General features: G+C 65.6%; 23 protein-coding genes. 15 read left to right on the forward strand and 8 right to left on the reverse strand.

Annotated elements, in window-relative coordinates; translation table 11 throughout:
• Nucleotides 1-51 precede the first annotated feature (51 nt).
• From ACIP1U_RS02550 to ACIP1U_RS02580, 7 genes are all read left to right on the forward strand, one after another.
• Entirely contained in the window at nucleotides 52-975 is a 924-nt protein-coding gene (locus ACIP1U_RS02550) for a histone deacetylase family protein (protein WP_400311315.1), read from the forward strand.
• A gap of 12 nt (nucleotides 976-987) precedes the next feature.
• Complete coding sequence (locus tag ACIP1U_RS02555) at nucleotides 988-1,791, forward strand: enoyl-CoA hydratase (RefSeq protein ID WP_400311317.1); 804 nt, start codon at nucleotides 988-990, stop codon at nucleotides 1,789-1,791.
• Between the two features lie 164 nt (nucleotides 1,792-1,955).
• On the forward strand, nucleotides 1,956-2,990 hold the full coding sequence (locus ACIP1U_RS02560; RefSeq protein WP_400311319.1) for a methionine ABC transporter ATP-binding protein: 1,035 nt from the start codon (nucleotides 1,956-1,958) through the stop codon (nucleotides 2,988-2,990).
• On the forward strand, nucleotides 2,980-3,633 hold the full coding sequence (locus tag ACIP1U_RS02565; protein WP_116317402.1) for a methionine ABC transporter permease: 654 nt from the start codon (nucleotides 2,980-2,982) through the stop codon (nucleotides 3,631-3,633). The genes ACIP1U_RS02560 and ACIP1U_RS02565 overlap by 11 nt, the downstream gene beginning before the upstream one ends.
• A 33-nt stretch (nucleotides 3,634-3,666) precedes the next feature.
• Entirely contained in the window at nucleotides 3,667-4,464 is a 798-nt protein-coding gene (locus ACIP1U_RS02570) for a MetQ/NlpA family ABC transporter substrate-binding protein (protein ID WP_400311323.1), read from the forward strand.
• Nucleotides 4,465-4,692: 228 nt separating this feature from the next.
• The gene (locus tag ACIP1U_RS02575) at nucleotides 4,693-5,442 is read left to right on the forward strand and encodes an electron transfer flavoprotein subunit beta/FixA family protein (protein ID WP_400311325.1); all 750 of its coding nucleotides are present in this window, start codon (nucleotides 4,693-4,695) and stop codon (nucleotides 5,440-5,442) included.
• Between the two features lie 20 nt (nucleotides 5,443-5,462).
• Nucleotides 5,463-6,398, forward strand: coding sequence for an electron transfer flavoprotein subunit alpha/FixB family protein (locus ACIP1U_RS02580; RefSeq protein WP_029045693.1), 936 nt, complete (start codon nucleotides 5,463-5,465; stop codon nucleotides 6,396-6,398).
• Between the two features lie 185 nt (nucleotides 6,399-6,583).
• Here the strand turns inward: ACIP1U_RS02580 and ACIP1U_RS02585 are convergent, their stop codons facing one another.
• A complete protein-coding gene (locus ACIP1U_RS02585) occupies nucleotides 6,584-7,888 on the reverse strand; it encodes a D-amino acid dehydrogenase (RefSeq protein ID WP_400311329.1) in 1,305 nt (434 codons plus the stop codon).
• A 108-nt stretch (nucleotides 7,889-7,996) separates the two neighbouring features.
• Here ACIP1U_RS02585 and ACIP1U_RS02590 point away from each other — a divergent pair, with 108 nt between their 5' ends.
• Both ACIP1U_RS02590 and ACIP1U_RS02595 read left to right on the forward strand, forming a co-directional pair.
• Complete coding sequence (locus ACIP1U_RS02590) at nucleotides 7,997-8,500, forward strand: Lrp/AsnC ligand binding domain-containing protein (protein ID WP_400311332.1); 504 nt, start codon at nucleotides 7,997-7,999, stop codon at nucleotides 8,498-8,500.
• A gap of 32 nt (nucleotides 8,501-8,532) precedes the next feature.
• Nucleotides 8,533-9,783 (forward strand): PA0069 family radical SAM protein, encoded by a 1,251-nt coding sequence (locus tag ACIP1U_RS02595; RefSeq protein ID WP_400311335.1) that lies wholly within the window; start codon nucleotides 8,533-8,535, stop codon nucleotides 9,781-9,783.
• A gap of 289 nt (nucleotides 9,784-10,072) precedes the next feature.
• Here the strand turns inward: ACIP1U_RS02595 and ACIP1U_RS02600 are convergent, their stop codons facing one another.
• From ACIP1U_RS02600 to ACIP1U_RS02620, 5 genes are all read right to left on the reverse strand, one after another.
• The gene (locus ACIP1U_RS02600) at nucleotides 10,073-10,999 is read right to left on the reverse strand and encodes a LysR family transcriptional regulator (RefSeq protein WP_400311338.1); all 927 of its coding nucleotides are present in this window, start codon (nucleotides 10,997-10,999) and stop codon (nucleotides 10,073-10,075) included.
• Nucleotides 11,000-11,015: 16 nt separating this feature from the next.
• Nucleotides 11,016-11,507, reverse strand: coding sequence for an NINE protein (locus ACIP1U_RS02605; protein WP_400311758.1), 492 nt, complete (start codon nucleotides 11,505-11,507; stop codon nucleotides 11,016-11,018).
• Nucleotides 11,508-11,630: 123 nt separating this feature from the next.
• Complete coding sequence (locus ACIP1U_RS02610; protein WP_400311341.1) at nucleotides 11,631-11,789, reverse strand: hypothetical protein; 159 nt, start codon at nucleotides 11,787-11,789, stop codon at nucleotides 11,631-11,633.
• 272 nt (nucleotides 11,790-12,061) lie between these two features.
• Complete coding sequence (locus ACIP1U_RS02615) at nucleotides 12,062-12,466, reverse strand: hypothetical protein (protein ID WP_400311343.1); 405 nt, start codon at nucleotides 12,464-12,466, stop codon at nucleotides 12,062-12,064.
• Between the two features lie 181 nt (nucleotides 12,467-12,647).
• The gene (locus ACIP1U_RS02620) at nucleotides 12,648-13,769 is read right to left on the reverse strand and encodes a PQQ-dependent sugar dehydrogenase (protein WP_400311346.1); all 1,122 of its coding nucleotides are present in this window, start codon (nucleotides 13,767-13,769) and stop codon (nucleotides 12,648-12,650) included.
• Between the two features lie 153 nt (nucleotides 13,770-13,922).
• Between ACIP1U_RS02620 and rpsP the strand changes: the two genes are divergently transcribed.
• The 5 genes from rpsP (at nucleotide 13,923) to ACIP1U_RS02645 (ending at nucleotide 17,006) form a co-directional block, all read left to right on the forward strand.
• Nucleotides 13,923-14,174, forward strand: a complete 252-nt coding sequence (gene rpsP, locus ACIP1U_RS02625; protein WP_022533916.1) for a 30S ribosomal protein S16 — start codon at nucleotides 13,923-13,925, stop codon at nucleotides 14,172-14,174.
• 139 nt (nucleotides 14,175-14,313) lie between these two features.
• Complete coding sequence (gene rimM, locus ACIP1U_RS02630) at nucleotides 14,314-14,898, forward strand: ribosome maturation factor RimM (RefSeq protein WP_400311761.1); 585 nt, start codon at nucleotides 14,314-14,316, stop codon at nucleotides 14,896-14,898.
• Between the two features lie 32 nt (nucleotides 14,899-14,930).
• Nucleotides 14,931-15,713, forward strand: coding sequence for a tRNA (guanosine(37)-N1)-methyltransferase TrmD (gene trmD, locus ACIP1U_RS02635; RefSeq protein WP_400311349.1), 783 nt, complete (start codon nucleotides 14,931-14,933; stop codon nucleotides 15,711-15,713).
• A gap of 75 nt (nucleotides 15,714-15,788) precedes the next feature.
• Nucleotides 15,789-16,181, forward strand: coding sequence for a 50S ribosomal protein L19 (rplS, locus tag ACIP1U_RS02640; RefSeq protein WP_400311352.1), 393 nt, complete (start codon nucleotides 15,789-15,791; stop codon nucleotides 16,179-16,181).
• 144 nt (nucleotides 16,182-16,325) lie between these two features.
• Complete coding sequence (locus ACIP1U_RS02645; protein ID WP_029045682.1) at nucleotides 16,326-17,006, forward strand: CoA pyrophosphatase; 681 nt, start codon at nucleotides 16,326-16,328, stop codon at nucleotides 17,004-17,006.
• Between the two features lie 20 nt (nucleotides 17,007-17,026).
• Here ACIP1U_RS02645 and ACIP1U_RS02650 read toward each other — a convergent pair whose 3' ends face one another.
• Nucleotides 17,027-17,872: a sulfurtransferase gene (locus ACIP1U_RS02650; RefSeq protein WP_400311355.1), complete on the reverse strand. Its 846-nt coding sequence runs from the start codon at nucleotides 17,870-17,872 to the stop codon at nucleotides 17,027-17,029.
• A 216-nt stretch (nucleotides 17,873-18,088) separates the two neighbouring features.
• On the opposite strand from ACIP1U_RS02650, the gene dnaE reads away from it, so the two are divergent.
• On the forward strand, nucleotides 18,089-21,604 hold the full coding sequence (gene dnaE / locus ACIP1U_RS02655) for a DNA polymerase III subunit alpha (RefSeq protein WP_400311358.1): 3,516 nt from the start codon (nucleotides 18,089-18,091) through the stop codon (nucleotides 21,602-21,604).
• Nucleotides 21,605-21,623: 19 nt separating this feature from the next.
• Here dnaE and ACIP1U_RS02660 read toward each other — a convergent pair whose 3' ends face one another.
• Entirely contained in the window at nucleotides 21,624-22,694 is a 1,071-nt protein-coding gene (locus ACIP1U_RS02660) for a glycosyltransferase family 4 protein (protein WP_400311360.1), read from the reverse strand.
• Nucleotides 22,695-22,704: the final 10 nt, after the last annotated feature.

Below are 22,704 nucleotides of genomic sequence, written 5' to 3' on the forward strand. Positions count from 1 at the left end.
GCCTGCCCTGTGCTAACGTAGCGAATGGAGACAACAGAGCGACGATAAGAGATGCCGACAGGCTATTACACGCACCCCGAGTTCCAACGGCACGAGATGGGGCATTTTCATCCCGAGTGTCCGGAACGCCTGCAGGCGATCGAGGATCACCTGATTTCACACGGCCTGGACGGGCTGCTGGAGCGCCGCGAGCCGACGCCGGCCACGCGCGAACAGATTGAGCGCGTACACCTGGCCGGCTATGTCGATTCGCTGGAAAGCGCCAGCCCGGCCAGCGGCTACTACCCGATCGACCCGGATACGTCGATGAACGCCCACACCCTGAGCGCGGCCACGCTGGCCGCCGGCGCCGCGGTGGCAGCGACCGATGCGGTGATCTCGGGCGAGTTCGAGAACGCTTTCTGCTGCGTACGCCCGCCCGGCCACCATGCCGAGCCGGACCGCGCCATGGGCTTCTGCTTCTTCAACAACGTGGCCATTGCCGCACGCCACGCGCTGCAGGCGCATGGGCTGGAACGCGTCGCCATCATCGATTTCGATGTCCACCACGGCAACGGCACCGAGTCGGCCTTCCGCGGCGACGAGCATGTACTGATGTGCAGTTTTTTCCAGCACCCGTTCTACCCGTACAGCGGCACCGAGCACCTGGCGGCCAATATGGCAAATATTCCGCTGCCAGCCTACACCAATGGCATGGCCGTGCGCGAGGTGGTCGAGACCATCTGGCTGCCGCGGCTGAATGAGTTCCGCCCGCAGATGCTGTTCATCTCGGCCGGCTTCGACGCGCACCGCGAGGACGACCTGGGGCAGATGGGCCTGGTGGAGCAGGACTATGCGTGGATCACCGGCCAGCTTGTTGACGTGGCGCGCACGCACGCGCAGGGGCGCATTGTCAGCTGCCTGGAAGGCGGCTACAACCTTAGCGCGCTCGGCCGCAGTGTGCTGGCCCACTTGAAAGTCCTGCTGGAACGATAGGAGGCAGCCGCCATGGCCGAGAACGATGCGCGCGTGAACGCGCCGCTGCTGACTGAAACGCGAGATGCCGAGGGCGTGGTGCGCGTGACCATGAACCGGCCGCAGGCCTTCAACGCCTTGTCGGAAGGCCTGCTGGACGCGCTGGCCGAGACTTTCCGCCGGCTCGCCGCCGACGATGCCGTGCGCGTGGTGGTGCTGGCCGGTGCGGGCAAGGCCTTCTGCGCCGGCCATGACCTGCGCGAGATGCGCGCAACGCCGTCGCACGACTACTACCGGCGCTTGTTCGACCGCTGCACACGCGTGATGATGACGATCCAGAAGATGCCGCAGCCCGTGATCGCGCGGGTACAAGGCATCGCCACCGCGGCCGGCTGCCAGCTGGTGGCGATGTGCGACCTCGCCGTTGCCGCCGATGACGCGCGCTTTGCGGTGTCTGGCGTCAACCTCGGTCTGTTCTGCTCGACGCCGGGCGTGGCGCTGTCGCGCAACCTGCACCGCAAGCAGGCAATGGAAATGCTGCTGACCGGCGACATGATCGATGCCGCCACCGCGCGCGAGCGCGGGCTGGTCAACCGCGTGGTGCCGGCCGCCGCACTGGACGACGAGGTGGCGCGGCTGGCGGCCAGCATCTGCGCCAAGCCGGCAGCGGCCGTCGCCGCCGGCAAGGGGCTGTTCTACCGCCAGCTTGAAATGGGTATCGAAGCCGCCTACCAGCTGGCCGGGCAGACCATGGCCTGCAACATGATGGATGACTCCGCGCTGGAAGGCGTGCAGGCCTTCCTCGACAAGCGTGCGCCGTCCTGGCGTGGCGAATAGTCGACTTCTCGATGCTCTTTATGCTGGGTGTGCATAAAGACATCGGTAAAAATTCGTTTATGGTATGAAGCGAATCGCATAAAATACCCGCTTCACAAAAATAAGTGCGGCAACAGCGCTCGAGACAACCTCGCCTGTTGCCGTTTTCTTTTGGTCACCTTTACATGATCGAACTGCAAGGACTGTCGCAGCGCTTCCCCGGCGCGTCAGGCGACGTGCATGCATTGCGGGACATCAGCCTGTCGATTGCGGCGGGCGAAGTCTTCGGCATCATCGGCCGCAGCGGCGCCGGCAAGAGCACGCTGGTTCGCGCCATCAACCTGCTGAACCGGCCCACCAGCGGCCGCGTCATCGTCGACGGCCAGGATCTGACCGCATTGGACAACGGCGCGCTGCGCCTGGCCCGGCGCGAGATCGGCATGATCTTCCAGCATTTCAACCTGCTGTCGTCGCGTACCGTCTACGACAACGTGGCGCTGCCGCTGGAACTGGCCGGCAAGCCCAAGGCGGAAATCGCCGCCACGGTGCTGCCGCTGCTGGAACTGGTCGGGCTGTCGGCGCTGAAAGACCGCTATCCGGCGCAGGTCAGCGGCGGGCAGAAGCAGCGCGTGGGCATTGCGCGCGCGCTGGCGAGCAAGCCCAAGGTGCTGCTGTCGGACGAAGCCACTTCGGCGCTGGACCCGGAAACCACGCGTTCCATCCTGGAACTGCTCAAGCAGATCAACCGCGACCTGGGCCTGACCATCGTGATGATCACGCACCAGATGGAGGTCATCAAGCAGGTGTGCGACCGCGTCGCGGTGCTCGAGGCCGGCCAGGTGGTCGAGCAAGGGCGCGTGATCGACGTGTTCCTGCGCCCGCAGCACGACGTCACCCGCGCCATGATCGGCGATGTCATTTCGCAGGAGCTGCCGGCTAGCGTGCTCAAGCGCGTCGAGAGCCGGCTCGGCAACGGCCGCGACCATGTCTACCGCCTCGCGTTCACCGGCGAGGGCGTCGACCAGCCGGTGCTGGCGCAGGCGATCCGCCGCTACGGGCTGGACTTCAATATCCTGCACGGCCATATCGACGAGATCCAGGGCCAGGCCTTCGGCTCGCTGGCGATCATGGCGACCGGCGAGCTGGCCGACGTGAAGGCGGCGATGGAATACCTGCAGGCGCAAGGCGTCGTGGTGGAGGAGTTCGAGCATGTGGTCTGAAATGTTTGACCTGTTCCTGACCTCGTTCAACGAGACACTGCTGATGGTGGCGATCTCCGGCGTGGTCGGCTCGCTGCTGGGCGTGCCGCTGGGGGTGCTGCTGCACTTGACCAACCGCGGCGGCGTGCTGTCGCACCCGCTGTTCAACCGCACCATCGGTGTGGTGGTCAATGCGGTGCGTTCGATCCCGTTCATCATCCTGCTGGTGGTGGTGATTCCGTTCACGCGCTTTATCGTGGGTTCGTCGATCGGTACCACCGCGGCGATCGTGCCGCTGACCATCGCGGCGATCCCCTTTATTGCCCGCCTGGTCGAAAGCGCGCTGCGCGAGGTCGACAAGGGCCTGGTCGAGGCTGCCCAGTCGATGGGCGCTACCACCGGCCAGATCGTGTGGAAGGTGCTGTTGCCCGAGGCCATGCCCGGCATCGTTGCCGGCCTGACCATCACTTTCGTCAGCCTGGTCGGCTACTCGGCCATGGCCGGCGCGATCGGCGGCGGCGGCCTGGGCGACCTCGGCATCCGCTATGGCTACCAGCGCTACATCACCGAGGTGATGGTAGCGGTGGTGGTCATCCTGATCATCTTCGTGCAGGCGGTGCAAAGCTTCGGCGACTGGCTGGTCCGGCGCATCAGCCACCGCTGAACCAAACTACTTCTAGAGATAGGAACGTACATCATGCAACGTCGCAACCTGCTGCAATGGATGCTTGGCGCCGCGCTCGGCGCCTCGCTGGCAACCGGCGCGATCGCCCAGGAGAAGCCGATCAAGATCGGCGTGACCGGCGGCCCGCACGCCCAGATCATGGAACAGGTGAAGAAAGTCGCCGCCAAGGACGGTCTGAACATCCAGGTGGTCGAGTTCAGCGACTACATCCAGCCCAACGCCGCGCTGGCCGCCGGCGACCTGGATGCCAACAGCTACCAGCACCTGCCGTACCTGGAAGCCCAGATCAAGGACCGCGGCTACAAGTTCACGCACATCGCCTACACCGTGACCTTCCCGATGGGCGTGTATTCCAAGAAGATCAAGTCGCTCGACCAGCTCAAGCAGGGCGCGCGCGTGGGCGTGCCCAACGATCCGACCAACGGCGGTCGCGGCCTGCTGCTGCTGCAAAGCAAGGGCCTGATCAAGCTCAAGCCCAACGCCGGCCTGAAGGCGACCCCGCTGGATATCGCCGAGAACCCGAAGAAAATCCGCATCGTCGAACTGGACGCCGCGCAACTGCCGCGCTCGCTGGATGACCTGGATGCCGCCGCGATCAACGGCAACTACGCGGAATCGGCCGGCCTGTCGCCGACCAAGGATGCGATTGCCATGGAAGGCCCGAAGGGTCCGTACGCCAACCTGATCGCGATTCGCGAGGCCGACAAGAGCAAGCCGTGGGTGGCCAAGCTGATGAAGGCGTACCACTCGCCCGAAATCAAGCAATACGTGAATTCAACTTTCAAGGAATCCGTGATCACCGCCTGGTAATTACGGTTAAGTACCGGTCACTTTGAGGTTTCCGTCCAATCAGACGATGTGCGCAAGCCTCAATTTCCCGCACAATCTCCGGGCGGCTGGTGACTGCCGGGCTATGCCCGGCATCATTTTGCCGATAAAATAGTACGATCGTTCGAAAAACAGGAGAGCCGCCAACCCGGTGGTTATAATGACGAGCGAACAAAATTTCTGACTATCAGCTATCAGTGGAGTGAGCGCATGAAAGTACTCGTCGCAGTCAAGCGGGTGGTGGATTACAACGTCAAGGTCCGCGTCAAGGCGGACGGCACGGGCGTCGATCTGGCCAACGTCAAGATGAGCATGAACCCGTTCGACGAAATCGCCGTGGAAGAGGCCGTGCGCCTGAAGGAAGCCGGCGTCGTCACCGAAGTCGTCGCCGTCTCGTGCGGTGTCACGCAGTGCCAGGAAACCCTGCGCACCGCGATGGCCATCGGTGCCGACCGCGGCATCCTGGTGGAGTCGAACGAAGACCTGCAACCGCTGGCCGTGGCCAAGCTGCTGAAGGCGCTGATCGACAAGGAGCAGCCGCAGCTGGTGATCCTGGGCAAGCAGGCCATCGACGATGACTCGAACCAGACCGGCCAGATGGTGGCCGCGCTGGCCAGCCTGCCGCAAGCCACGTTCGCCTCGAAGGTGGTTGTGGCCGATGGCAAGGCATCGGTGACCCGTGAAGTCGACGGCGGCCTGGAAACGCTGTCGCTGAAGCTGCCGGCGGTGGTGACGACCGATCTGCGCCTGAACGAGCCGCGCTACGTCACGCTGCCGAACATCATGAAGGCCAAGAAGAAGCCGCTGGATACTGTCAAGCCGGAAGACCTCGGCGTGGATGTGAAGCCGCGCCTGTCGACCCTGAAGGTGGTCGAGCCTGCCAAGCGCAGCGCCGGTGTGATGGTGCCGGACGTCGCGACGCTGGTGCAGAAGCTGAAGAACGAAGCCAAGGTTATCTGAGAGCGCGGGGGAGAAATAACATGACTGCACTCGTCATTGCTGAACACGACAATCAATCGATCAAGGGCGCCACGCTGAACACCGTGACCGCCGCAGCCCAATGCGGCGGCGACGTGCACGTGCTGGTGGCCGGTTCCAACGCCAAGGCCGCGGCTGACGCTGCCGCCAAGATCGCCGGCGTGACCAAGGTCCTGCTGGCCGACGCCGCCTACTTTGGCGACGGCCTGGCCGAGAATGTGGCCGAGCAGGCGCTGGCCATCGCCAACGACTACTCGCACATCCTGGCCCCGGCCACCCCGTACGGCAAGAACATCCTGCCGCGCGTGGCCGCCAAGCTGGACGTGGCCCAGATCTCGGAAATCTCCAAGGTCGATGCCCCGGACACCTTCGAGCGCCCGATCTACGCCGGCAACGCCATCGCCACGGTCAAGTCGGAAGACAAGATCAAGGTGATCACCGTGCGCGGCACCGCCTTTGACGCCGCCGCTGCCGAAGGTGGCTCGGCCGCCGTCGAAACCCTGCCGGCCGTGGCCGATGCGGGCGTTTCGCAGTTCGTTTCGCGCGAAGTGGCCAAGAGCGACCGTCCGGAACTGACCGCTGCCAAGATCATCGTCTCGGGTGGCCGTGGCGTGGGTTCTGGCGAGAACTACACCAAGGTGCTGACGCCGCTGGCCGACAAGCTGGGCGCTGCGCTGGGTGCCTCGCGCGCCGCCGTTGACGCCGGCTTCGTGCCGAACGACTACCAGGTCGGCCAGACCGGCAAGATCGTGGCGCCGCAGCTGTACATCGCCGTCGGTATCTCGGGCGCGATCCAGCACCTGGCCGGCATGAAGGACTCCAAGGTGATCGTCGCGATCAACAAGGATGCCGAAGCCCCGATCTTCTCCGTGGCCGACTACGGCCTGGTGGGCGATCTGAACACTGTGGTGCCGGAGCTGGTGGCCGCGCTGGGCTGATGCCGTCAGCTTGCCGGCCGTGATGCAGGTGACGCGGCCGGCAATGTTCGCAAAAGGAGCCGTTCCCGGGATTTCCCGCGAACGGCTTTTTTGCGTCTGCCCATTGCTGCGGAAGCCCGCGACGTCAGCTGAACAAAAAGGACGGCCACCGGGGCCGCCCTTGCGTTGCCAATGTGCCGCCGCTGTCAGGCATGCGCCGGCCGTGGCGCCACATGATGGCGCGTGGGCTTGAGGTAGCGTCCCACCGAAAGGTCATCGGCGCGAATCACCGGCGAAGTGCCAGAAACCAGGTCCGACAATAGCTTGCCGGAACCGCAGGCCATGGTCCAACCCAGCGTGCCGTGTCCGGTGTTCAGCCACAGGCCGCGTACCTGCGTCGGGCCGATGATCGGCGTGCCGTCCGGCGTCATCGGGCGCAGGCCGGTCCAGAACGTAGCCTGGCTGACATCGCCGGCGCCGGGGAACAGGTCGGTGACCACGTGTTCGAGCGTGCGGCGCTTGGCCGGGTCGAGGCTGCGGTCATAGCCGACGATCTGCGCCATGCCGCCGACGCGGATGCGATCGTCGAAGCGCGTGATGGCGACCTTGTAGGTTTCATCGAGCACCGTCGACACCGGGCTGCGCGAGGCGTCGCTGAGCGGCACCGTGATCGAAAAGCCCTTGAGCGGGTACACCGGCAGGTTGGACATGCCCGACAGGAACGGCTTCACCAGCTGTGTCGACCAGCTGCCCAGCGCCACGACGACCAGGTCGGCGACGATCGGCTCGCCGTTGACGACGGCGCCGATGATGGCATCGCCCTGGGTCATCAGGCTGTCGATCGAGCGGTTGTACAGGAACCTGACACCCAGCATTTCGGCCATGTGCGAAAGCCGCGTGGTGAACAACTGGCAGTCGCCGGTCTCATCGTTGGGGAGGCGCAGGCCGCCGCTCAGCTTGTGGCTGACTGCGGCCAGCGCCGGTTCGCTCGCGGCGAGTTCTTCGCGCGAAAGCAACTGGTAGGGCACGCCGGCTTCTTCCAGTACGGCGATGTCCTTGGCCGCGCCTTGCAGCTGCTCGTCGGTGCGGAACACCTGCAGCGTGCCTTGCTGGCGACCTTCATAAGCGATGCCGGTTTCCGCGCGCAGGGCGCGGATGCAGTCGCGGCTGTATTCGGCCAGCCGCACCATGCGCTCTTTGTTCACGGCATAGCGCTCGGCGCTGCAGTTCAGCAGCATCTGCCACATCCATTGCAACTGGAACAGCGTGCCGTCCGGTCGGATGGACAGCGGAGCGTGTTCCTGGAACATCCACTTGATCGCCTTCAGCGGCACGCCGGGTGCCGCCCATGGCGACGCATAGCCCGGGGAAATCTGCCCCGCGTTGGCAAAGCTGGTGCCGAGCGCGGGCCCCGCCTCGCGATCGACGACGGTCACTTCGTGACCGGCCTTGGCCAGGTACCACGCACTGGTGACGCCAATTACGCCACTGCCAAGTACGAGAACGCGCATTTCGGGGGCTCCCAACTACGATGTCAGGTTGATGAAGGATTTGTCTCTATACTATTGAATACGAACCAGTCATAGTTACCGATTTTCTCCCTAAAACAGGAAAAATTCATGAGAATCAGTCGCCAGCCCGTTCGCACCCTCGATCGGCTCGACCGCAGGATCCTGACGCTGCTGCAGGCCGACGGCAGGATCTCGATGAAAGACCTGGCGGAGGCGGTGGGCCTGACCATCACGCCCTGCATCGAGCGGGTCAAGCGCCTGGAGCGCGATGGTGTCATCATGGGCTACTACGCGCGGCTGAACCCTTCCCTGCTGGGCAGCGCGCTGCTGGTATTCGTGGAGATCTCGCTCGGCAATAAATCGGGCAATATGTTCGAGCAGTTCCGGCGCGAAGTGCTGCGCATCCCGGAAGTGCTGGAATGTCACCTCGTATCGGGCGATTTCGACTATCTGATCAAGGCGCGCATCCGCGAGATCGGGGAATACCGGCGGCTGCTGGGCGACATCCTGCTGCAGTTGCCCGGCGCCGCGCAGTCGAAAAGCTATGTCGTAATGGAAGAAATCAAGGAAACGCTGGCAATCTCGGTCGAGGACAAGAGCCAGCCGACCTGACCACCCAAGCCAGGCGATCGATGCCGGCAATCATGAAGCGCCCCACGAATCCACCGACAGACACTGTGCGTCCCGGGCAGCGGCCGAGCGCTGAAGCCGATGCAGATACGCGATGGCCCGAGCCAGGCAAGCGGTCGCCCGTCGCCCGCAAGGGGCGTGGCGCGGTCAGCAACCTGCGGGGACGATTCGAGCGGGACCAGCGCGAAGCCTTCGATGACGGCTGGGATAGTCCGGCCATGGGCGAGCCGGCCGCTGCGGTCGGGCAGGGACATTCCGAGCCAGTCTCCAACACCGCACCCGCGCCGGAAACGCCGTTGCCGCCGCTGCGCACCCAGGTACGCATCGAGCGCGCGCGTTCGATCCTGACGCGCAACGCGTCACCGGATATCCCGTTCGACGTCTCGCTGAACCCGTACCGCGGCTGCGAACACGGCTGTATCTACTGTTTCGCACGACCCACGCACGCCTACCTGGACCTGTCGCCCGGCCTCGACTTCGAAACCCGGCTGTTCGCCAAGGCCAACGCAGCCGACAAGCTGCGGGAGGCCCTGGCGCGCCCCACATACCGCTGCGAGACTATTGCGCTGGGCGTCAACACCGACGCCTACCAGCCGATCGAACGCGAGCAGCGCATTACCCGCGGCATCCTCGAGGTGTTGAGCGAGCACGACCATCCGGTCGCACTGATCACCAAGTCTTCATTGATCGAGCGTGATATTGACCTGCTGGCGCCGATGGCCGCCAAGCGGCTGGCGGTGGCTGCCGTGACCATTACCACGCTGGATGCGGACATCGCGCGCACGCTTGAGCCGCGCGCGGCGACGCCGTCACGGCGGCTGCGCACGATCCGCACGCTGACCGACGCCGGCATCCCGGTGGGGGTGAGCATTGCCCCAGTGATCCCGTTTATCACCGAGCCTGATCTGGATCGTGTGCTGGAAGCGGCACGCGAGGCGGGCGCCGTCTATGCGAACTACATCGTGCTGCGGCTGCCATGGGAAGTGCGACCGCTGTTCGAGGAATGGCTGCTGGCCCATTTCCCCGACCGCGCCGAGCGGGTCATGAACCGCGTCCGCGACATGCGCGAAGGCAAAGCTTACGATGCCAGCTTTGCCACGCGCATGCGGGGCACGGGCGTGTGGGCGGACTTGCTGCGTCAGCGCTTCTACAAGGCCGCCGACCGGCTCGGCTTCCGCTATAACCGGTTCGAACTGGATACTTCGCGGTTTCGGCCACCCGTAGGGCCAAGCGGCAAGGACGATCCGCAGGGTTCCTTGTTCTGAGCGGCTTCGGTGGCCTGCTGGTCGCCGATCATGCGGCTGGCCAGGTCCAGCGCGGCCTTCGCGCTCGATGGCGGCAGTCCGGAGGAAAGCGCCAGCCTGACGGCGATGGCTGCCAGGCGTCCTTCGTCATACGTTGGCATGTCGATTGGTGCTCCTTTGCGCCGCCTGAGCCAGGCTCCGCTGCGCATGTCGCCGCCAGGATCGGACGGTTTTTCCAGTATGGGCGATTTGCGCGAAAGGGGAATTGCCGATTGCGTCCGCCTTGACCGCGCACAATTACATGCAGCACTCAGCGCTTTCCGAGATTGCCATCGTCAGGCAGGTCCCAGTAAGGCGGATCGCCAAAGCGCTCGGCAAAGAAGTCGACAAAGGCGCGCGTCTTGGCTGGCACGAGGTGGCGGCTGGGGAAGACCGCCCAGATCGAGACGGCCGGCAGCACCGGGTATTCGTCCAGCACTGTCACCAGCTCGCCGCTGCGCAACAACGGGCCGACATCCCAGGTCGACTTGAGCGCAATGCCGACGCCCGCGACCAGCGCATCGCGAATCACTTCGCCATTATCTGCCCGCAGGTTGCCGCGTACATGGACCACGGTCTCGCCCAGCGGCGTGTCGAAGCGCCAGGCCGACTGGTCGGCCAGCAGCAGGCAGTTGTGCGCGCGCAGGTCGTCGGGATGGCGCGGCACGCCGCGTTCGCGCAAGTACGCCGGCGCAGCGCAGATCACGCGGCGGCTTGGGGCCAGCGGGCGCGCCACCAGCGTGGAGTCGGGCAGTACGCCCATGCGCAGCGCCACGTCGATGCTAGCGTCGACCAGCCCGATGACCTGATCGGTCAGGCGCAGATCCAGCGTGATGTCGGGGTAAATGGCGAGGAAATCGGGCAGGGCAGGTGAGACATGCTGGCGGCCGAACGAAGCCGGCATTGTCACGCGCAGCTGTCCGCGCGGTTGCTCGGCGCTGCTGCCTACCGATTGCGCCGCCAGCTCCGCCGTCGCCAGCAATTGCTCGGCATGCGACAGGAAGCGCTCGCCGTCCGCTGTCAGCGCCAGACGGCGCGTGGTGCGATGCAGCAAGCGGCTGCCCAGTGCTTGTTCGAGCCGGCCCAGCCGGGCGCTGGCCGTGGAAGTGGACAAGCCAAGGTCGCGTGCCGCCGCGGACAGGTTGCCCAGTGCCGCGGCGCGGGCAAAGACGGCGACGTCGAGCAGGTCGAAATGCATGGCGCCGCCGTCGCGGTTATTGCGAAAGTTCGCGCGCTGCCTCGACCTGCGATTCGAAGAAGGTCTGGAAGCTGATGGCCAGCCCCGCCATCAGCAGGCCGGTGCCGATCAGCAGAGACAGGATCACCAGGATCACGACCGGCCAGCCGGAGCGCGTGGGCTTCCCATGGGGATTGAAGCGTGCGTCCCACTTGTCGTCCGGGCGCAGCCCATAGACGATTGCGGCAAGGAAGGCACTGATGACCGAGACCCCGCCGGCAACGGCAAACGTCCAGTTGAGCGCGGGTGTCCCGGCATCGGTCGCCATCGAGGCAATACCGACGGCGCCGGCCAGCAACCCCAGCAGGTGGGCCCAGCCGTACACGTCGCGCAGCCCGCCCAGATAAAAGCGGTGCGCCCCGAGGCTGCCGAACAGAAACGCCAGTGCGACCGTCAATAGCTTGGACTTGCCGCGAGACGGGGCGGGGGCGCGAGTGGTTGCGGGACTGGCTGGCGTGGCGGCAGGCATGGCGTAGGGGCGTGCGTGGCAGTTCAGGAAAAACGGCGGCACACGCGTGCCAGCCGGCAGTCATTGTACGCCGGCGGTCACGGCCAGGGAGGGGAAGTGCATCAGCAGACGCGCAGTGCGACGCTAATGCCAGCCGCCCGCGAGCAGGCTCTTGATAAAGATGGCCGCGTGTTCGCTGATATGCGTTTCGCCGTAAAGGACCAGGGTCAGGATGCCCATGAACAAGATCGACAGCGATAACTGGCCTGCGTGTTCGACCAGGTCGCTAAGGAGGGGTGACATGACAAACCTCACAGAATTATTGTCATTCTGGAGGCTGCGCCCGAGCTGTCATGATCGGGTCCGACAGGAGGTGTCGGGCAGAGGCAGGTCAGTTCGATTGCCGTCTGCACTGGACGGCACGCTGTGAGCCCCGGGCAGCGCCGGGCGGCAGCCTGTGTGCGGCACCGTGAAAGTGGGACACACACTCAATAGAGACAATCGGGACGCGGGGCGAGTTCCGCAGCGAATTCCGCAAGGCGCCGGCGCCGCGTGAGCGCCGGCCGCAAGGCGAATCAGCGTCCGCCGTTGTCGCGGCCGCGTGCCTGCCAGCCGGGACCCACGTTGGTGGGGCGCGAGTCGTTGCGGGCGTCGGAAGAGTTGTTGCGCGAATCCTGGGCCCGCGCACGGTTGTCGTCGCGAGCGCCTTGCATGGCGGCGGCTCGGCGGCCGCTCAGGCGGTCGTCTGCGCGGGCGCGGGCTTCCATGCGGTCGATCTGCGCCTGTACGTGATCGCGGCTTTCGGCGCGCACGCTGGCGACCTGCCAGCCGTCGCCGGCCTGCAGCCGCACCGGCCGGGCATCAGCACGGCCTTGTTGCCAGAACGCGACCTGGGCATGACTGGCGGCTACCGCGCCGACCAGGCCCGAGGCCACCAGGATGCCAGCCACCAGGTCGCGCAGGAGAGAGCGGGTGATCATGCGGATTCCCAGGGTCCTGTCGCGCTAAGTTGCTGTTGGAAGATGGGTTCATGGTACGCATGGGCCATCGGGTCGCGCTATGCCAAGCGCGTTACCGGTGTAACGGATTGTTTCGGACGCACGGCCCTTGCTTTTCCCCGTGTTTCGGCGGCTTTGCGGGCATTGCGCGGGTTGTCTCCGGCTACGGCGCGTAGCGGATCCGGTAGATCGCGCCGGCCAGGTCGTCGCTGACCAGCAGCGAGCCGTCAGGGGCGACGAGCACGTCGGCAGGGCGGCCCCACGGGTGCCTGCCGCGCAGCCATCCCTGGGCAAACACTTCCTGCCGGACGGCCTTGCCGGATTCGTCCAGCACCACCCGCACGACGCGGTAGCCGGATGGCTCGCTGCGATCCCAGCTGCCGTGTTCGGCGATGAACACGTTGTTGCGGTACGCCGGCGGGAACTGGTTGCCGGTGTAGAAGCGCATACCGAGCGCGGCCACATGCGCGCCCAGCCGCGCCACGGGGCCGACGAACTCCGAACACGCGCGCTGGCTGCCGTACTCGGGGTCGGCGACGTTGCCGGCGTGGCAGTACGGATAGCCGAAATGCTGGTTGGTCGCGGTGGCGCGGTTCAGCTCATCGTCCGGCACGTCATCGCCCATGCGGTCGCGGCCGTTGTCGGTGAACCATAGCTCGCGCGTGGCCGGATGCCAGTCGAAGCCGACGGTATTGCGCACGCCCCGGGCAGCCACCTGCAGGTCGCTGCCGTCGGGCTTCATCTTCATGATGTTGGCGTAGCGGTTCTCGTCCTTTGCGCAGATGTTGCAGGGCGCGCCGACCGGAACGTACAGGTATCCATCCGGCCCGAAGGCGATGAATTTCCAGCCGTGGTGCGTGTCGGTGGGAAAGCGGTCGCTTACCACCACCGGCTCTGGCGGATTGTCCAGGCGGGCTTCGACATTATCAAAGCGTACGATTCTGGACACGGACGAGGCGTACAGGCTGCCATCTCGCAGGGCAACGCCGGCCGGCATGCGCAGGCCGCTGGTGATGGTCCGAACGCGCGGTCTGGCGCCGAGCGCGTCGGTCACCGCGTAGACCTTGCCCTCCCGGAGCGTGCCGACGAACAGCGTGCCCGCCGGAGACAGCGCCATGGCGCGTGCGCCCGGCACGTCCTGCGTCAGTACGTCGATGCGAAAGCCGGGCGGCAGCTTGATCTGATCGAGCGGCAGCGCCGCCGCCGCGCTGCCTGCCAGCAGAACCACGGCGAGCAGGGCGGACTGCCGTACACTACGAAGCAAGAAGTGCAGATGCGGGCGCATGTCGGGCCTCCTGTCGCGGTTTTTGCCACGATGCCTGCAGGGCACCGGCACGTCAATCACCTAAGTGTTTGTTTGGCCTCGGAAACTGGGCTATACTCTTGTGTTTCGTGTTCGTTTGAACACCCGGACACCCGTTTTCTGAGGAATCATCCCATGGTCGTTATCCGTCTGGCTCGCGGCGGCAGCAAGAAGCGCCCGTTCTTCAACATCGTCGCTACCGATTCGCGCAACCGTCGCGATGGCCGTTTCATTGAGCGCGTTGGCTTCTACAACCCGCTGGCTTCGGAAGGCGAAGAAGGCCTGCGCCTGGTGCAAGACCGCCTGGCCTACTGGCAAGGCGTTGGCGCCCAGCTGTCGCCGACCGTTGCCCGCCTGGTCAAGCAAGGCGCCAAGGCTGCTGCCTGATTGCCGCCGGTCCATCGGACTAAGCGAACTATAGCGTGCCCGCAAGGGCACGTTCTTCGTTGCGCACGTGACTGAACGCAAGCAGAGGCCGCTGAACCGGCCGCAGGGCCATCAAGGCGAGGCCCTCAAGGCCCACAAGATGCCCGCGGCGCTGCTGTATGCCGACGCCCTGCCGGAAGACCTGGTGGAAGTCGGCTATGTCGGCGCGGCCTACGGTATCCGTGGCTGGATCAAGGTCCAGCCGCATGCCAATGACGCATCCGCACTGCTGCATGCGCGGCGCTGGTGGTTGCTGGCGCCGCCGCAGGCGGGGCTGGTGGCGGCCGACGCGCAGCATGCCAAGCCGGTCTGCGTGAAGATCGCGCAGTCGCGCGAGCACAGCGGCACGGTGGTGGCGAATGCTGCCGGCGTTGCCGACCGCAATCTTGCGGAAGCGCTCCGGGGCCGTCGCGTGTGGATCCGGCGTGCGGATTTTCCGGCGCCGGAAGACGATGAGTTTTACTGGGTCGACCTGATCGGCTGCAGCGTCAGCAACGAGCAAGGCGAGTTGCTGGGCGAAGTATCCGGCCTGATCGATAACGGTGCCCACCAGATCCTGCAGATTGCTTACGCGCTGCCGGACGGCAAGGCCGGTGAACGGCTGATCCCGTTTGTCGATGCGTTCCTGCGCACGGTCGATACCGCCGGCAAGCGCATCGTGGTGGACTGGGGGCTCGATTACTGAGCCCGGCATTGTGCCCGGGAGGGGGAGAGCGGATGCAGTTCGATGTGATCACGCTGTTTCCCGAGATGTTTCGTGCGCTGACCGACTGGGGCATTACCAGCCGGGCAGCCAAGCAGCAGCGGTATGCGTTGCGCACCTGGAATCCACGCGATTTCACAGTCGACAACTACCGCACCATCGACGATCGCCCCTATGGCGGCGGCCCCGGCATGGTAATGCTGGCCAAGCCGCTGGACGATGCGATCGATGCCGCGGTGGCAGCGCAGGCGCAAGCCGGCGTGCCGCAGCCGCATGTGGTGCTGATGTCGCCGCAAGGCAAGGCGCTGTCGCACGCCAAGGTGATGGAGCTGGCCGAACGGCCTGGCCTGGTCCTGCTGTGCGGCCGCTATGAGGCCATCGACCAGCGGCTGATCGACCGCCGCGTGGACGAGGAAATCAGCCTCGGCGACTTCGTGCTGTCAGGCGGCGAACTGCCGGCGATGGCGTTGATCGACGCGGTGGTGCGCCACCTGCCCGGCGTGCTGGGCGACGCGCAGTCCGCGGTGCAGGACAGCTTTGTCAACGGCCTGCTGGATTGTCCGCACTACACGCGGCCGGAAGAATATGAGGGCGTGCGGGTACCCGAGATCCTGCTCGGGGGCCATCACGCCGAGATCGAGAAATGGCGGCGCCAGCAGGCGCTGGCCAATACCGCGAGAAAGCGCCCCGACCTGATCGAGGCGGCTCGCGAACAAGGTTTGCTGTCCCGCGCCGACGAGAAATTCTTGTCGGAATGGGCGGCGAAGGAAGGGCGGGAGGCAACTCCCGCCAGGTAAAACCCCATCCTCTGCCGGGGCCCGGGACATGCCTGGGGCATACAACGCCGGCACGATGGTTACGGAGAAAAAACGATGAACCTCATCGAGCAGATCGAGAAGGAAGAGATCGCGCGCCTGACCGCGAACAAGACCATCCCCGCATTCGCACCCGGCGACACCGTGATCGTCAGCGTGAACGTAGTGGAAGGTACCCGCAAGCGCGTGCAGGCCTACGAAGGCGTGGTGATCGCCAAGCGTAACCGCGGCCTGAACTCGTCCTTCATCGTGCGCAAGATCTCGTCGGGTGAAGGCGTGGAACGTACGTTCCAGCTGTACTCGCCGCTGATCGCTGCCATCGAAGTGAAGCGTCGCGGCGACGTGCGTCGCGCGAAGCTGTACTACCTGCGCCAGCGTTCGGGCAAGTCCGCACGTATCAAGGAAAAGCTGGTCTCGAAGGCTGCCGCCGCTGCCAAGGCTGCGGAGTAAGCCGGACCCGCCGGCCGGGGCGACCCGGCCAGCGTTTCCTCAGGAAGGGCACCCCATGGGTGCCCTTTTTGCATTGGCGCGCCGACAGCAGCCCGATTTTGCTGCGGCGCCGAATTGCGCGCTTCTGTCATACTTGCACTTGTTATGCGTCCCGCCTTCGATCCCGAATCCCTTCCCGTCGTCGACACCGACTTGCGCAATGCGCCATTGACCGAGCCGCGCCTGCAGGTCGACTTCATCCGGCACCGCTTCGAGTTGCCGCCCGCCTGGGCGCCGGAGCTGACCGACGAATCGCGCGTCTACGACCGCAGCCGCGGACTGCGCGATGCCGCCGTGCTAGTGCCGCTGGTGGAGCGTCGCGACGGCCTGACCGTGCTGCTGACCGAGCGCAACGCCAACCTGAGTGCGCATGCGGGGCAAATCAGCTTCCCCGGCGGCAGGCAGGAGCAGTGGGACACGAATCGCATCGATACGGCGCTACGTGAAACGGAAGAAGAGGTGGGCCTGGCGCGCGACTACGTGGAAGTGCTGGGCGCGCTGCCTGACTACATTACCGGAACGGGGTTTCACGTCAGCCCGGTGGTCGGCCTGGTGCGCGATGGTTTCACGCTGCGCCCGGATGCCTCGGAAGTGGCCGATGTCTTTGAGGTGCCGCTCGCCTTCCTGATGAACCCGTCACACCATGAGCGGCGCCTGTTCCGCTGGGTCGATGGCGAACGCCTGTTCTACGCCATGCCCTATCCGCGCGATGACGGCGGCCACCGCTTTATCTGGGGCGCCACCGCGGGCATGCTGCGCAATCTCTACCACCTGCTGGCGGCCTGAGCGGCCGTCTCGGACTTCTCTCAGGCTGCCGCCTGCTTTGTCTCGATGCAGTGCGGGCAGCTCTTGCCAATCACGTAGTGCGGGCTCTGTTGTTCTTCCGGCGTGACCACGGCACGGCAGGCGAAGCACTGCTTGGGTCCGGCGGGCTCCAGGTTCGGGTTCAGCGCGGTGCGGTAGTCGAAGACGAAGCAATCACCGCGATAGTGGCTGCCGCCCACTTCCTCGAAGTACTTCAGGATGCCACCCTCGAGCTGGTACACGCGCTCGACACCGGCTTCCTGCATATGGATCGCCGCCTTCTCGCAGCGGATGCCGCCGGTGCAGAACGACACCACGGTCTTGCCTTCCAGCTCCGACTTGTGCGCGGCGACAGCCTCGGGAAATTCGCTGAACTTGGCGATGTCGTACTCGACGGCGTCTTCGAACGTGCCGACCGCCACTTCGAAGTCATTGCGCGTATCGAGCATCACCACCGGGCGGCCTTCGTCGTCATGCCCCTGGTCCAGCCAGCGCTTCAGGTCCACCGGCCGCACCGACGGCGCGCGGCCGTCTTCGGGGCGGATCAGCGGCATCTTCATGGTGATGATTTCCTTCTTGGCGCGCACCAGCATGCGCTTGAAGGGCTGGTTTTCCGACTGGCTTTCCTTGGGCGCGATATCGGCGAAGCGCGCGTCGGCATGCAGCCACGCCATGAATCCATCGATGGCTTCGCGCGGGCCGGCCAGGAACATGTTGATGCCCTCCGGCGCGAGCAGGATCGTGCCTTTCAGGCCAGCCGCTTCGCAGCGCTCGCGCATGGCCGGGCGCAGGGTCTCGATGTCGTCCAGCGAGACGAATTTGTAAGCGGAAATATTGACGATCTGCATGAGGGACGGCGCCTGCACGGCCGCGCCCGGAAGGGCGGGAAGGGCGTTGGCGGCTTGCGATAACTGCCTGATAGGAAAGGCGAAATTATACCGCGCGCGAGCGCTTCTGCCGCGCATTCCCAAGCGCCCCGATCAGCTTTGCGCAGCGGCCTGCACGCATCGGCTGCACGCAATATTGGAGGCCGGCAGGCAGGCCGAGCCGGTACAATGTCGCCCATGTCCGCACCCCGCTTCGTCCACCTCCGCCTGCATTCCGAATACTCCGTCGTGGACGGCATCGTCCGCCTCGACGACGCCGTCAAGGCCGCCGCCGCCGATGGCATGGGCGCGCTCGCCCTGACGGACCTTGCCAACGCCTTCGGGCTGATCCGCTATTACAAGGAAGCGCGCGGCAAGGGCGTGAAGCCGGTGGTCGGGGCCGATGTCTGGCTGACCAATACCGAAGACCGCGACAAGCCCGCACGCCTGCTGCTGCTGGTGCAGGACCGGCGCGGCTACCTGAACCTGTGCATGCTGCTGTCGCGAGCGTGGCTGGGCAACCAGTACCGCGGCCGCGCCGAGATCGATCCGTCGTGGTTCCTGGAGCCGGGCGAAGACGACATGCCGCTCGCCACCGGCCTGATCGCGCTGTCCGGCGCGATGGGCGGCGATATCGGCATGGCGCTGGCCAACGGCAATGCCGAGGGCGCGCGCCGTGCCGCGCAGCACTGGGCGTCGGTGTTTCCGCAGCGCTTCTATATCGAACTGCAGCGCGCCGGCCATGCCGGCACCGATGCCTACGTGCAGCAGGCCGTGCAACTGGCGGCCGAGCTGCAGTTGCCGGTGGTCGCCACGCATCCGGTGCAGTTCATGACGCCGGACGACTACACCGCGCACGAGGCGCGCGTGTGCATCGCCGAGGGCGAGCTGCTGGCCAACCCGCGCCGCACGCGGCGCTTCACCACCGACCAGTACTTCAAGACCCAGGACGAGATGTGCGCGCTGTTCGCGGATATCCCCTCGGCGCTGGAGAACGCGGTCGAGATCGCGCGCCGCTGCAACCTGACGCTGGAGCTGGGCAAGCCGCGCCTGCCGCTATTCCCGACGCCGGACGGCATGTCGCTGGACGACTATCTCGTCTTCATGGCCAAGGACGGGCTGGAGAAGCGCCTGGCGGTGCTGTTCCCGGATGAAACGGTGCGCGAAGCGAAGCGCCCGGAATACTACGCTCGGCTGGAGTTCGAGACCGGCACCATCATCAAGATGGGCTTCCCCGGCTACTTCCTGATCGTGGCGGACTTTATCAACTGGGCCAAGAACAACGGCGTGCCGGTCGGCCCCGGCCGGGGCTCCGGTGCCGGTTCGCTGGTCGCGTATGCGCTGGGCATTACCGACCTCGATCCGCTCAAGTACGCACTGCTGTTCGAGCGTTTCCTGAACCCGGATCGGGTATCGATGCCCGACTTCGATATCGACTTCTGCCAGCACGGCCGCGATCGCGTGATCACGTACGTGAAGGAGAAGTACGGCAAGGATGCGGTGTCGCAGATCGCCACCTTCGGCACCATGGCCGCCAAGGCCGCGGTGCGCGACGTGGGCCGCGTGCTCGACCTGGGCTATGGCTTCGTCGACGGCATCGCCAAGCTGATCCCGTTCAAGCCCGGCAAGCTGGTCACCATCGAGGAAGCGAAGAAAGAAGAGCCGCTGCTGACCGAGCGCGAGAACAACGAGGAAGAAGTGCGCCAGCTGCTGGAACTGGCGCAGCGCGTCGAGGGCATGACGCGTAACGTCGGCATGCACGCTGGTGGCGTGCTGATCGCGCCGGGCAGGTTGACCGATTTTTGCCCGCTCTACACGCAAGGCGCGCAGAACGACGGCATGAGCGGCGTGGTCAGCCAGTACGACAAGGACGACGTCGAGGCCGCCGGCCTGGTCAAGTTCGACTTCCTGGGCCTGACCACGCTGACCATCCTGGACTGGGCGGAGCGCTATATCCGCCGCCTGGATCCGAGCAAGGCCGACTGGAATTGCAGCCATATCCCGCTCGACGACAGCCCCGCCTTCGACATCCTCAAGACCGCCAATACGGTCGCCGTGTTCCAGCTGGAAAGCCGCGGCATGCAGGGCATGCTGAAGGACGCCAAGCCTGACCGCTTCGAGGACATCATCGCGCTGGTGGCGCTCTACCGCCCGGGCCCGATGGACCTGATCCCCAGCTTCTGCGCGCGCAAGCACGGCCGCGAGAAGGTGGAGTATCCCGATCCCCGCGTCGAACCCGTCCTGAAAGAGACCTACGGCATCATGGTCTACCAGGAGCAGGTGATGCAGATGGCGCAGATCATCGGCGGCTACTCGCTCGGCGGCGCCGACCTGCTGCGCCGCGCGATGGGCAAGAAGAAGCCCGAGGAGATGGCGCAGCATCGTGTCATGTTCCGCGAGGGTGCCGACAAGAACGGCCTCAATGCGCAGCAGGCCGACGACATCTTCGACCTGATGGAGAAGTTCGCGGGCTACGGCTTCAACAAGTCGCACGCGGCCGCGTATGCACTGCTGGCGTACTACACCGCCTGGCTCAAGGCCCACCATCCGGCCGAATTCATGGCAGCCAACATGTCGCTGGCCATGGACGACACCGACAAGGTCAAGATCCTCTACGAGGACTGCAAGCTCAACAAGATCGCGGTGCTGCCGCCGGACGTCAACGCCAGCGAATACCGCTTCGCGCCGACCGATCCGAAGACCATCCGCTATGGCCTGGGCGGCATCAAGGGCAGCGGGCAGGGCGCGATCGAAGACATCCTGCGCGCGCGCGAAGAGGGTGGGGCATTCAAGGATCTGTTCGACTTCTGCGAGCGCGTCGACCGCCGCCAGGTCAACCGCCGCACCATGGAAGCGCTGATCCGCGCCGGCGCCTTCGACAGCCTGAACGACAATCGCGCCCAGCTGCTGGCGTCGGTGCCGATCGCTATGGAGGCCGCCGAGCAGAAGGCCGAGTCCGCCAACCAGGTCTCGCTGTTCGACCTGATGGGCGATGCCGGCGAAGCGCACCGCCCCGAACTGCTCGACGAGCCGCGCTGGAGTCCCAAGCGTACGCTGCAGGAAGAAAAGCAGGCGCTCGGCTACTACTTCTCCGGCCACCTGTTCGACGCCTACCGCGACGAGGTGCGCCGCTTCAACAAAGGCACGCTGGCCTCGCTGGAAAAGGAAGTGCAGGGCAACGGCGGCGGCTTCGGCCGCGACGTGCGGGGCAAGACCATCGCCGGCGTGATCTCGGGCATCCGCACCCAGATGACCCAGCGCGGCAAGATGCTGATCGTGACGCTGGACGACGGCACCGGGCTGGTCGAGATGACGGTGTTCAACGAGGTCTTCGACGCGAACAGGCAGATGTTCCGCGAGGACGAGCTGCTGATCGCCACCGGCAATGCGCGGCACGATACCTTTACCGGTGGCGTGCGATTTACCGCGGAGTCGGTGATGGACCTGACCGCGGCACGGATCCGGTTTGCGACGGCGGTGCGCCTGGCGATGAACGGCAATTCGTCCACGGGCATGCTGCGCGAGTTGCTGATGCCGCATCTGGCGCGTGCCACCGGCGCGCAGGGATTGCCGGTGAGGATCGGCTACCAGGCCCGGACCGCGTCGTGCGAAGCCGTGCTGGGGCAGGCGTGGCAGGTGATACCGTCCGACGAAGCGCTGGGCGCGCTGCGCCAGGCGCTGTCGCCGGAGAGCGTGAATACGCTTTACGAATGACGCCTCACCGGCGGCGTGCTCAGGCTCGCCGCGCGGACATCGCCTGCGCCGCCAGTGCCAGCAGGCTATCGACGTGGGTGCCGATGCGCGGATCGTAGTCCAGCATGGCCATCGGCTGTGCCAGCCTCGCCTGGCCGGACTGCGCGGCCTGCACGGCGGCACGGATGGCCTGGTCGAGCGTATCGGCGCGGTCGCGAGCGAACGCATGGACGGCCTGCGGCCGGATCACTTCCAGGCAGGCGATATTGTTGGCAAACACCAGCGGTGTGCCGCACAGCACAGATTCCACCCCGACCAGCCCGAACGGTTCATAGCCCGATGCCAGGATGGTGAAGTCCGCGGCACGGTAGAGCGCGTCGATCCGGCTGCTGTAGCCGAGTTCGCGAACGCGCGGAATGGTGCGCCCGACCGGGCGGCCCGCCACTGCCAGCGTAATCGGCAGACTGGAGTTCGAGAAGTAATCGGCCAGCAGGTCGAATCCCTTGCGGGCATGTCCCGAAGACGGAAACAGGAACACGACCTCATCGTCGCCAAAACCGAACTCGCTGCGCAGTGACGCGCGCGTGGCGTCGTCGACCGGCGAAAAGCGCTGCGTGTCGACCGGCGGGTAGACCAAGTGCACCCGGTTTTCCGGTATCCCGTACAACTCGACCACTTCGCGCCGCATAAGCGCCGAGTGCGCCACCACGCAATGCGCGCCGGCGTACTGCGCGCTTTCGAGGTCGATCTGCCAGCGATCGGAGCGGCGCGGCGGCGTGCCGCGCGCAGCCAGGTAGCCGCGATGGGTGCCGCCGCAGATGGCGATGTCGGATCCGCGCACGCGATTGCAGCCGATCAGCACCGCATCGGCAGGCAGGCGCGCCTGCAGACGCCAGGAAAAATAGCGGTCGCGCAGCTTGCCCGGCAGCCACGACACCACGATCCGGTGCGGCTCGATGCCGGACGCTTCCGCCACGCTGGCATCGAAGCGGCGCGCGTAGACAGACACCTCGGTGCCCGCGCGGCCGGCCATGGCCTGGCTGATGTCGAGCGCATATCGCTCCAGGCCGCCGCCGGCGCCGAAGCGGTTGCAGGAAATGCCAATTTTCATCGGTGGATGC

The organism is Cupriavidus sp. NPDC089707 (genome assembly GCF_044748965.1).
GTDB lineage: Bacteria > Pseudomonadota > Gammaproteobacteria > Burkholderiales > Burkholderiaceae > Cupriavidus.

Bases quoted from the DNA above. Each gene is read 5' to 3' on its own strand.
- ACIP1U_RS02550 (WP_400311315.1), top strand. From the start codon at position 52: ATGCCGACAGGCTATTACACGCACCCCGAGTTCCAACGGCACGAGATG.
- ACIP1U_RS02555 (WP_400311317.1), top strand. From the start codon at position 988: ATGGCCGAGAACGATGCGCGCGTGAACGCGCCGCTGCTGACTGAAACG.
- ACIP1U_RS02560 (WP_400311319.1), top strand. From the start codon at position 1,956: ATGATCGAACTGCAAGGACTGTCGCAGCGCTTCCCCGGCGCGTCAGGC.
- ACIP1U_RS02565 (WP_116317402.1), top strand. From the start codon at position 2,980: ATGTGGTCTGAAATGTTTGACCTGTTCCTGACCTCGTTCAACGAGACA.
- ACIP1U_RS02570 (WP_400311323.1), top strand. From the start codon at position 3,667: ATGCAACGTCGCAACCTGCTGCAATGGATGCTTGGCGCCGCGCTCGGC.
- ACIP1U_RS02575 (WP_400311325.1), top strand. From the start codon at position 4,693: ATGAAAGTACTCGTCGCAGTCAAGCGGGTGGTGGATTACAACGTCAAG.
- ACIP1U_RS02580 (WP_029045693.1), top strand. From the start codon at position 5,463: ATGACTGCACTCGTCATTGCTGAACACGACAATCAATCGATCAAGGGC.
- ACIP1U_RS02585 (WP_400311329.1), bottom strand. From the start codon at position 7,888: ATGCGCGTTCTCGTACTTGGCAGTGGCGTAATTGGCGTCACCAGTGCG.
- ACIP1U_RS02590 (WP_400311332.1), top strand. From the start codon at position 7,997: ATGAGAATCAGTCGCCAGCCCGTTCGCACCCTCGATCGGCTCGACCGC.
- ACIP1U_RS02595 (WP_400311335.1), top strand. From the start codon at position 8,533: ATGAAGCGCCCCACGAATCCACCGACAGACACTGTGCGTCCCGGGCAG.
- ACIP1U_RS02600 (WP_400311338.1), bottom strand. From the start codon at position 10,999: ATGCATTTCGACCTGCTCGACGTCGCCGTCTTTGCCCGCGCCGCGGCA.
- ACIP1U_RS02605 (WP_400311758.1), bottom strand. From the start codon at position 11,507: ATGCCTGCCGCCACGCCAGCCAGTCCCGCAACCACTCGCGCCCCCGCC.
- ACIP1U_RS02610 (WP_400311341.1), bottom strand. From the start codon at position 11,789: ATGTCACCCCTCCTTAGCGACCTGGTCGAACACGCAGGCCAGTTATCG.
- ACIP1U_RS02615 (WP_400311343.1), bottom strand. From the start codon at position 12,466: ATGATCACCCGCTCTCTCCTGCGCGACCTGGTGGCTGGCATCCTGGTG.
- ACIP1U_RS02620 (WP_400311346.1), bottom strand. From the start codon at position 13,769: ATGCGCCCGCATCTGCACTTCTTGCTTCGTAGTGTACGGCAGTCCGCC.
- rpsP (WP_022533916.1), top strand. From the start codon at position 13,923: ATGGTCGTTATCCGTCTGGCTCGCGGCGGCAGCAAGAAGCGCCCGTTC.
- rimM (WP_400311761.1), top strand. From the start codon at position 14,314: ATGCCCGCGGCGCTGCTGTATGCCGACGCCCTGCCGGAAGACCTGGTG.
- trmD (WP_400311349.1), top strand. From the start codon at position 14,931: ATGCAGTTCGATGTGATCACGCTGTTTCCCGAGATGTTTCGTGCGCTG.
- rplS (WP_400311352.1), top strand. From the start codon at position 15,789: ATGAACCTCATCGAGCAGATCGAGAAGGAAGAGATCGCGCGCCTGACC.
- ACIP1U_RS02645 (WP_029045682.1), top strand. From the start codon at position 16,326: ATGCGTCCCGCCTTCGATCCCGAATCCCTTCCCGTCGTCGACACCGAC.
- ACIP1U_RS02650 (WP_400311355.1), bottom strand. From the start codon at position 17,872: ATGCAGATCGTCAATATTTCCGCTTACAAATTCGTCTCGCTGGACGAC.
- dnaE (WP_400311358.1), top strand. From the start codon at position 18,089: ATGTCCGCACCCCGCTTCGTCCACCTCCGCCTGCATTCCGAATACTCC.
- ACIP1U_RS02660 (WP_400311360.1), bottom strand. From the start codon at position 22,694: ATGAAAATTGGCATTTCCTGCAACCGCTTCGGCGCCGGCGGCGGCCTG.